This window comes from Pedobacter sp. ASV28, from assembly GCF_016428855.1.
Lineage (GTDB): Bacteria > Bacteroidota > Bacteroidia > Sphingobacteriales > Sphingobacteriaceae > Pedobacter.
This window is the reverse complement of the sequence record NZ_JAELTN010000016.1, coordinates 78,177-87,762: the sequence shown is the minus strand read 5'-3', so window position 1 is coordinate 87,762 and position 9,586 is coordinate 78,177. Positions and strand designations below refer to the sequence as shown.

At 40.4% G+C, this 9,586-nt stretch carries 11 protein-coding genes; all 11 read right to left on the bottom strand.

Features of this window, described 5'->3' with window-relative positions; translation table 11 throughout:
• A partial coding sequence (locus tag JHD79_RS08140) for a hypothetical protein (protein WP_199118725.1) occupies window positions 1-1,684 on the bottom strand: 1,684 nt, incomplete at its 3' end.
• A gap of 99 nt (window positions 1,685-1,783) precedes the next feature.
• Window positions 1,784-4,174 carry a hypothetical protein gene (locus JHD79_RS08135; protein WP_199118724.1) on the bottom strand — a complete coding sequence of 797 codons (2,391 nt, stop codon included), beginning with the start codon at window positions 4,172-4,174 and terminating at the stop codon, window positions 1,784-1,786.
• A gap of 133 nt (window positions 4,175-4,307) precedes the next feature.
• Window positions 4,308-5,189, bottom strand: coding sequence for a hypothetical protein (locus tag JHD79_RS08130; RefSeq protein WP_199118723.1), 882 nt, complete (start codon window positions 5,187-5,189; stop codon window positions 4,308-4,310).
• A gap of 5 nt (window positions 5,190-5,194) precedes the next feature.
• Window positions 5,195-6,025: a hypothetical protein gene (locus JHD79_RS08125; protein WP_199118722.1), complete on the bottom strand. Its 831-nt coding sequence runs from the start codon at window positions 6,023-6,025 to the stop codon at window positions 5,195-5,197.
• Window positions 6,022-6,492, bottom strand: coding sequence for a hypothetical protein (locus JHD79_RS08120; protein ID WP_199118721.1), 471 nt, complete (start codon window positions 6,490-6,492; stop codon window positions 6,022-6,024). The genes JHD79_RS08125 and JHD79_RS08120 overlap by 4 nt, the downstream gene beginning before the upstream one ends.
• Window positions 6,482-7,321, bottom strand: coding sequence for a hypothetical protein (locus JHD79_RS08115; protein ID WP_199118720.1), 840 nt, complete (start codon window positions 7,319-7,321; stop codon window positions 6,482-6,484). Before JHD79_RS08115 ends, JHD79_RS08120 begins: the two co-directional genes overlap by 11 nt.
• Window positions 7,321-7,617, bottom strand: coding sequence for a hypothetical protein (locus tag JHD79_RS08110; protein ID WP_199118719.1), 297 nt, complete (start codon window positions 7,615-7,617; stop codon window positions 7,321-7,323). The genes JHD79_RS08115 and JHD79_RS08110 overlap by 1 nt, the downstream gene beginning before the upstream one ends.
• Window positions 7,614-7,889: a hypothetical protein gene (locus JHD79_RS08105; protein WP_199118718.1), complete on the bottom strand. Its 276-nt coding sequence runs from the start codon at window positions 7,887-7,889 to the stop codon at window positions 7,614-7,616. Before JHD79_RS08105 ends, JHD79_RS08110 begins: the two co-directional genes overlap by 4 nt.
• On the bottom strand, window positions 7,890-8,108 hold the full coding sequence (locus JHD79_RS08100) for a hypothetical protein (protein WP_199118717.1): 219 nt from the start codon (window positions 8,106-8,108) through the stop codon (window positions 7,890-7,892).
• Window position 8,109: 1 nt separating this feature from the next.
• Window positions 8,110-8,601, bottom strand: coding sequence for a hypothetical protein (locus JHD79_RS08095; protein WP_199118716.1), 492 nt, complete (start codon window positions 8,599-8,601; stop codon window positions 8,110-8,112).
• Complete coding sequence (locus tag JHD79_RS08090) at window positions 8,598-9,584, bottom strand: hypothetical protein (protein ID WP_199118715.1); 987 nt, start codon at window positions 9,582-9,584, stop codon at window positions 8,598-8,600. The genes JHD79_RS08095 and JHD79_RS08090 overlap by 4 nt, the downstream gene beginning before the upstream one ends.
• Between the last annotated feature and the right edge of the window lie 2 nt (window positions 9,585-9,586).

The window sequence follows — 9,586 nt, the reverse complement described above, 5'->3', positions numbered from 1 at the left end:
CGGTAGACGGGTTTAGCCTTAATTGGGATTTGGTTGTGGTATTCGCTAATATTGTTTCCCAGGTTGTCGTATTGGGTGCAACACCAAGTCCTAAACCAGTATCTAATCTACCTGTACCAGTTAAATTAAAATTACCTGTCTGTACAGATGTTGAATTATTAACCTTAGCATCCAAAGCTGTCTTTATACCGTCACTTGTAACTGGTTTCAAACTACTTGCTGTAGGTACGGTATCATATGATTCGCTTACAATCATAACCTTATTATCATCGTAGGCTTCATATAAAGTACCTGTTGAGGCATTGAAATAGACCTGTCCCTTTTCGACGGTATAGCCGCTCACGTTGATGTCGGCCCTCTTATTTGCACCATAAGTGGCGCCAGTAATGGCCGCTATAACATCGGTATTATAGATCCAACGTGATTTGATGGTGTTAACGGCCGATTTATCGCCAAACTGGTTGACCTCTACTAGCCTGTTGCCGCTGCCCTTGAAAAGCTCGTTATTGTAAACTTTGTCAAATCTGTTTATAATTGAATTATCGATGAACTTAATCTCTCCACCATTATTCCAAATTAAACCATTACCTGTACCTGTATAATCCGTAGTACCTTGTGCCAAAAGCATTTGAGCTTTTGATGCTGATGGTGTTAAAACAGTTAAATATGCTAAACTATTTGGAGTAACACCCAAACCTAATGTATTTGAGAATACCCATGCACCACCTAAAGTTTGTGCTTGTCCTTTTAAATAAGTCCAGTTAGCTGGTGTTAAATACTTATTTGTCAAAGTACCAGCCAAAGCTTCTGTATCAGTAGCAGCCAAATTTGCTGCCCTTCTAGGTATTCTTAAGGGGGTGGTGTCATCATAGAAATAATACCAATAATCTCCATTAACATAATACTGCATTTGGTAGGCACCCGCTATGGCACCGCCAGTATATACATCTGCGGCACTCCAGTTTGCTGTAGTGGTTAACTGAGAGATAATGGTACTGTTGGTAATTACAGGTGTTACCACCGGATATAGGGCGCTGGTTGCGCCATTGTTATCGGTGGCGATGATCTTGGTGCCTCCACCTGCATAATCTGTTACGGTTAAGCTTTTGGTCGTGGTTCTTTTGGCCACGCCAAGTCCACCGGCTATGGTGAGTCCTCCGGTGCTGGTACTGGTACTTTCTGTGGTATTGGTAAAACCCACTAGCGAAGACCTGATCCAGGCCCACCAGTTGAATAATTTTAAACGGGAAACAATTTTGTGGTCTTCCGTAATACCACTGGCGGTACTGATCTGGGTTTCAGCATCTGTAGCCAGGGTAGCGGTTAATTTGTTAGATAAATCTAATTCAATGGAGTACATGTTTTCCTGTACCACCTCCACTTTGTCCTCTATATCACTTATTTTGGTAGATAGGCCATCAATGTCTGCTATAGGGTGCGTATGTTGCACATTGGCCTTGGCATGGAATAGCTCTTGATGGGCATTGTCATCGACAAGGTGATGTTGGAAAGCTTCCTGGTCTGCTTTTTCATCAAACCTGGAATCGAGGTTTTCGATGGCATTGGTTGGGATTTTTTCGTCCTTGTGCCAAAAGCTGTCCCAAGTATCCCAAAATTGGTTCTGTGTAGGTTTTAAACCAGTTTTAAACCAGTTTTTTATGGTGTTTAAGGTCTGTTTTGCCATGTTGGTATTTTGGTATGGTTAGCCATTAATGTAAGGCGCTTGATCATGCTGTCTTTTTTCTCGGGGTATTCCCATAAAACTGATGATCGGTAGTGCTAATTATTTGAATACCTGCCAATACACGGTCTGGGATCCTGCGGCAGGTGCGGTATTACAAGTGATCACAATATGGGTCGCTGTCAATGTTCTGACAGATTGGATGAAAGTAGAATTACTGGCATCTCCAAAGGTTAGCGCAAAGGATGACGAGGCCGTGATGCCGGTCATACCATGCGGAATATTAAATACGGTATCACCACCATTAAATGTAACCAATAAGCTCCCATATTTTATTTGGGGAATACCTGCCGCAATATTATCAACATACTGTTTATTTGCGGCATCATCAGAGTTGATTGGGTCAAATACATGATATATATATCCTCCCGCTAGTAAATCTATACTCCCCCCGTTTAAACGATATAAGGGAGCTGCCTGGTGCTCGTCGTCTATTTGTAAACCACCATTTCCATCACTAAAAAAAGCAGTGCCTCCTATGTTTATCCCATTGGTGACGATTGGCATATCATATTTGTCTTCACGATTGGTATTGACTCTTAGCTTACCTGCTGTTATTATTTGGTTCCCCGTAAAAGTATTACTCGTCCCAAGATTTGCCTTTTCACTTAAGCCCGTAGCTACTGCCTGTGTGGTGGGATACTTAATGTTGTCTGGGCTAATTAGATTTGTTGCTTTATTGGCCATGTCCTCCTTATCATTAACATCTATAGGAGCAGGGAGGCCCGCATATATTACTGATTTTGTAAGGGCATCTGTCATTGCATTAGGAGAATCCGTGTCTGATATAATACTTCCAGTAAATGTTTTGTCTATTAAGTTAGCCGTTACAGTCCATGTTCGAGCATTGCCCGAAAAAGAATTAGCATAGAAAATACCAATATTACAATTAAAATTACAACCAAGAATCTGATGATTGGTATTAGTAAATTTAACCGGCCCAATGGTTTTAAAATTATTACTGTTAAACGTACTTGGCCCCATTAAATATGCTAATCTTTGACCACTGTTTAATCTGTATGTTCCTTGTAATACGCACTGTTGTATTTGATTAATATTATTGTAATAAAAAGAACCCCCACCAAATAAAACTGAAAATGCAGTATCTATATTATTCTGTAACATTGCTATATTAGTACTGGCAGTTCCCTGATTATTCCCAACTATTAACGCTGTTTGAAGAATTCTAAAATAATTGTCGTAACAATAATAAGTTCCTCTTAATGAGAATGAGGTAGCTGTGTGATGTGTTATAGTGTTATTTACAAATCCAAAAGGTTGCCCATCTGTATAAACTACTATATTGGCGATAATAGATGGCCTCATTCCAATGGTATTACCTTTAATATTTGTATAATTAGGAAATGTTACTGTATCTATATAATCATTTATATTAGTAGGTATAAGTAGATTTCCACTTGTGGATGCACTTAATGTTAGGCTAAAATTTGCACTCGTATGTGATAAATAATTTGTATTATCATCTATTATTTTTTTCCAGTACTGAGTCTCAGTTTCGGGATTTTGCCCAGTACCATGTGTTGCAACACAATGATATATAGCATTGTTTAATTGGACTGAATTTCCTATGGTAAATCCAATATTAGTCCAAGTAGGAGGATTCAATTTCCATCTTCTGATTTTATAATGTCTAAAATCATAGAATAGTATATTTTTTTGTATAGTGTCTTCCCTGTAAACAATAGTACCCTTAGTGCTCCCATTCTCATTATCAATTTTATACTTCAATATATCTTGTGGATATAGAGTACTTTTGACTTCTGAATAGATCGAATTAACTCCACTGGCTTTTATTATGAGGGGTTCCACCGGCCCTGTGTTCAGCTCAGCAGGTGAAGAGTTTGGTATAGTATGTATCGTCTGAAAATCTGTAATTAGGTATTTTTGGTTGGCTACCAAAGAGCTGCTGTTGATCAGATCCACCAAATCGGCATAGGTAACTTCTATGGGTTTAATGAAGTTGTCGATGTCATCGGCTAATGCTAGGGTACCGCTAGTTGTTGGAAATGTGTATTCATGGGCTTGCCCTTCTGCTTCCCAGCTTATACCGTTAGGCGTTATTGTCGTAGATAAACTGTTAGCCAAATCGAGCACTTTTAACTGCTGGGAGTCCAGTGCCAATAGGGTATCATCTCCAGTGATCTGTTGAGCACCCATAAAAGTATTGCCACCAATTAAATTAGCCTTAGTGGCCAACAGTTCGCTATGGGCATCCACATCATTAAGGTGACTTTGAAATGCTCCTTGGTCTGCCTTTTCGTCAAACCTGGAATCCAGGTTTTCGATGGCATTGGTTGGGATTTTTTCGTCTTTGTGCCAAAAACTGTCCCAAGTGTCCCAGAATTGGTTTTGTGTAGGTTTTAAACCGGTCCTGAACCAGTTTTTTATAATGTTTAAAGTCTGCTTTGCCATTCCTTGTAATTAAATATTGCGAGGTGAAAGATGTAATAAGTATTGGAAATATTCATTGTTATGCCTAGTATTAGAAACCAGTTGCACGGTTCTGCTAAGTATTATTTTGTCAAGCTTAGAAGTGAGACCTGGCTTATTCTATCCAGTTTACAACACCTCCCCAGCTGCCGGCTGTAAACCTAAAGTAATAAGTGACTTTACCACCCACCTCTTCGATTTGGGTTCCTAAGCTGTCTTTAATTCTAACGAAATAATTGCCATGTTGGCATTTAACGTGCACTTGTTGACCTTCATACGATTCGGTGTTGGGAGGTAGATATAAATCCATAATTGAATCGGCAGAACTTTCCGGACAACATACAATGCTGACAGCATGGGTATTGCTGTAGCTTAATTTCAGACTCGAATACCCCCCTATGACTGGACTATTAGCATCTAAAACTAGTAATGCTGGGGTAAGCCATTGCATTAGGTTTCTACCGTTTAAAGAAAAGGAGCCTTTCAAATCCATGGTATGCCCTGTAGGTATATCTAGGAAACTTCCAAAATTGTTGCTTAGAATTAAAGAGGGGGCACCTTGCTCAAAACTTCCTGCTCCCCCTATGATCTCTATACCGTTATTGGTAGGAGAGCCGATTTGAATATTATGACCAGTGTATGATGCCTTGATATACAGTGATTTATGTTCATCATCTTCATTTTTGGCATTTATCCTAAAACCATCAGAAAAATCGACTAGATTAATAGTTTGACTGCCTGAAAAGGTATTGCCGTCAATTAAATTAGCCTTAGCGGCCAAGAGCCCATTATGGGCATTGATGTCATTAAGGTGACTTAGAAAAGCGCCTTGGTCTGCCTTTTCATTAAACCTGGAATCCAAGTTTTCGATGGCATTTGTGGGAATTTTCTCATCCTTATGCCAGAAACTGTCCCAAGTGTCCCAGAATTGGTTCTGCGTGGGTTTAAGTCCTGTTTTGAACCAGTTCTTTATAATATTTAAAGCCTGTCTTGCCATAGCAACTAAAGCTTAATAATGTAAGCCAAGGTGTAATATGGAGGCATATTGTTGTGTGGTAGGTTACCGCCTGTGCTTGTTGTTGTTCCTCCTTGTACCGCACCATATCTGCTATTTCCACCGGCATCAACATTTTGGTCGTTACGTGGTGCAGTGTAACCATGGCTATGGCTTGGCATCTCGTCTATCGTTAACCGATGTTCTTTTTCCCCGCCAATTGCAGCCACTGAATAGTTCAGACCAGCTCCCAAAACAAACCTATCCCTTAGATCGGGACGTCCATTACTGCCGTCGCATAAGGCAAAGCCTATAGGTATGCTGTTAATAGAACCACTCCAGATCAAGATGCATCCCGTTGGTAAATTAGATTCTATTTTATCGTTCAAGAGCTTTACCGCTTTTGAGGTGGCCAAGGTCTGCTCATCGTCTAAGTTAATGGCCGATGAAGCTGAGGTGGGCAGATTTTTGAATAGGGAAAGGTTTTTTAACTTGGAAATGGTATTCCAGGCAATGGCCTCTGCCCCTGTACCAAAGGTAGCATAACGAGTAATAAATACCTCCTTCACCTGGCCATTTTCGAAAGGACGGCTCTGCCTGTCCTCTCTAATGACAATGCTTGCCTGTGTAATCCCACCCCTGAATTCGAGCACTTCACCTGCGAGCACGACAACGCCATTGCCAGTACTGCCACCTGTTGCTACGCATCCAGATAAGATGTAATTGTCACCTCCTAATGCGGCAATAGCCTGTAGTTGTGCATATGCTGTTTGCATATAATCTAAGGTGTCGGTTTCTAACGGGAAACCACCTGTTTGTTGTAAAAGTATCTTGTTCATTGTTGTAACTCTATTAAATATCTTTTGGAAGCCAGTTTATAAAAATCGATCAGTGCCCTGAGCTGATAAATATTGCTGGGCAGGGAAAAGTCGCTCGGCATGATGACCCTAAAGTCTACTCCGGTATCGGCATAGTCATCCACCTGTCTTAAATGCATCTTGCCCAGGTACTTGGTTTGCTGTTCGCCATTGGTATAGATATATGCCCTTGTATATTTATTTCCGTCGGTAATGTAAATACGTCTTAATGAAGGATCAAAGGCATCGTTCAGGGCTTTGCGCAAGTAACAGATCTGTCCATTGTGATCTAGCTTATATAGATTATCTAATCGTTTTACATACCATGATTGTTGTACGCTCACTAAGGGAGCCACCAAAGATTGCAGCCATGAAATAAATAGGGGCCTGCGTAAGAATGTAGGCACCAGTAAAACCACCAGTTTGTTAAGATCTAGTTTATACCACATAACTTATACGACTAAAATCTACTACTTTGAAATAACCTGATACGGGTACCTTTTTTACATTAATGGGCTGGGGCGTTCCGTAATCGTTGGTGTTGTTGTCAATCCAGCTGCTTTCGGCATTATCGATATGTGGTATACGTACACCCTCTACGGTCTGCAGTCTATCTACCAAATGCGCCAATACCAGTTCTCCGTCGAAAGGCATTTCCTTTAGGTAGGCTTTGATGGCCTCTTCTACTGGTCGACCACCGCTTAGTATGCTGTTGCCTTGTTCATCGAGCACCAAAGGGTCATAATAAATTCGCATGGTAAGGTATAGCCTGTCTGGCAAGAAGTTAATGGTGGAAACGTTAACACCGGCATCCTTGATCTCAAAAATATAGGCATCGAAGGCCTGTTTCTGTTCTGGGGTAATAGGACTTAGCTCATCGGCCGTTTCAGTTGCGATTTTAATAATGACACGACTTTCTCCCGTTGCTTCGGTTACTGCCGAGTATTTAATGATCTTGCTTTGTTCTATCAAAGTATCATCAATGCCATCATTGTTATAATAATCGGCATCTGTTGCCAGGTGGTAACCATATTGAAAAGATAGCGCTTTTTGTCTGTACCATCTTTGTGTGTGTGGTTTAAGTATAGCTATCTTGTTATCGGTTTCAGCCTTGTGGAGATCAAACAATACCTCTAAAGTGTAAATGGCTACGGCCATTACATAGGTGATTAATCTCCACACGGCTACTTTACTTGTGCTGTTCAATTGTGCCAGGGTCGAATTGCCTTCTTTGGCCTGTATAATTTCTGCCTGTATTTGTTCTATGCTTCTTGCCATTATCTTACTAAAAATGAGTTGCCTATAATCATGTCGCCAATACCATAATCTGTGATGATGGTGGTATTTCCTTGTATTGCCGTTGCTGGCTTATAGCCATTATTGGCATAATAAATCTTAATGTCTGTGTCTGATAGTATTCCCTCTGGAACAAGATATTCCTGGCCTGCTATCAAATCGTCGGTTAGTGAAATGGCATTGCTTTGGCAAAAGGCCAAAACTCCCATTATACTGCCCGTGTGTAAGAGGGCAAAATCAAAAACCGACTGGTTGTGTAGTGCTTTTTTTAACATCATACTTTCCCGTTCAATTGCTTGTATTTTTTCAGTTCTTTGGTCAATGCTTCTACCTTTTCTTCTAGCCTGTTGAGTTCTGCAATGGCCTGGGTGAGTCTTTGGCCGAGGTCATCGACCATTCTTCTATAGTATTGCAATGCTTTTTCGGCATTTTCAATTTCATTGGTACGTACTTCGGCCTGTTGTTTTTTCCGTTGGAAAAACCAGCCGATAAAAGCCCCGATCAATGCGGTGATCAATTGGCTGATGTATTCCTTAAAAAAATGTTCCACTTAGCTGAGTGTTGCGTTAAACGTTCCTGTTACTGCACCATTAGGTGCCAAAAGCCCACTGTTATAGGCAATGGTCAATTGTTTGATCTCTTCAATAATGGCTGTGGCCAGTTGCTCTGCAATATGGTCTAGTGCAGCTTGGTGATCCTGTTCTTCGTTCTGTACGGCCGTAAAGGCATCTTTTACCTTTTGTTTTAGCCTGTCTTTATTTAAAGCCATTTTAAGCCTCCTTTAAAAATTGTTTAAACCGGTTTTCAATAGCCGTAAATTGTGGGGCGTTTACCAGGGCAATGGTTGGACCTGCATTGGTGGTAAACTTCATGGCCTTAATGGCCGCCAATAGGTCGAGCATTAATGCTCTTAAGGTTTCGTTTTCCTTTTTAAGCAAGAAACCCTCTTTGTCTATCTGCATCTTACAAGCCTCAATAACCAAACTAAAGTCTTCCACTTCGCTAACAGCACTTACGAACTGCAGATTATAATCTGCATTAATTGGTGTAACCAATACGGTACTGTTTACCTTTGGGAATAGGTAAAACTTTTGTAGCCGATTGTCAATAATGGCCGAAAGGCGCACGTCGGTATGTTTGATTTCGCCATCATCACAGATACAGGTGCCATTGGTTTTATCAACGGACAGTACGGTCATAATAGAGGTATCAATATCCTGCTTACCTATCAACTTTAATTTTCTTGCTATTTCCTCGGTCATTTCTTATCCGCTATTGTTAGTCTATTGCCCAAACTTACCTTGCGCCGGGCGCCTTTAGTCCCATAGGTGGTCACCACCTTTTTAATCAGATACCTTCCTTCTCTATTGGGATGCTTGGTATCGATGAGTTGAGCGGCCATACCCGGTTCGGCATAAGGCAAGAGAAAAGAAGTAAGATCTCCTTCAAAACCATCTGCTTTTAGATTCTTCAAATGTATTTGTGCCAGCTCCGCTAATTTTTCCTTATTTGTTATGGTAGCATTGTTGACCTCTACTTTTTCGCCACCTTGTTCGCCAAATTCTACTTTTATGGGCTTATTATCTTTTGTGGTACTTTTATAAATCACCCTTACTTTTCTTTCGCTACCGTCCTTAAATTCAAGGTTGTTTTCTACCAAGCTGTAGTTTAGATCGTAGGTAACGGATTCGAGTACTTTATTCAAATGTTTAAGACCCGCATACAATTCGCCATTTTGATTGATGTAGAAATGGTACATTGGCAAATCTTGCTTCAGCTTTGCCAGGGCCTGTGCCGCATTGCCCTCTTTAAATACCCATTTGTCCAATTTCATGTCGGACATCTTTGCCGCTAGTTTAATGGGGGTATCCTTTACTATTTGCAATAGGATATCTCTTAAGTTGGGCTTAGGCTCATTAAATATAAAATCCTTCCTTTTCAGCAATTGCATGGCATCTTCGCAATGAATTTCCATGGGGATGCTATATTTAACCTTATCTACAAAACCATTAAATTCTACCACTTCAGGCTTGCCCTTGTAGCCAAGTACAATTTTAACAGGTTGGTATTTTTTAATAACCTGTTCGGTATATTTCAATTGTCCATCTTCTTTGATATAGAACTTGCTGGGCATTTTAATGACCGCGGTGCTGGTCAGCTCCTCTATAGACCGTGTAATTTCAATGTTATTAATGGCATTAAACCTATAATTGCCTATTTCAAAATATCCTTGTAAAACGAACATGG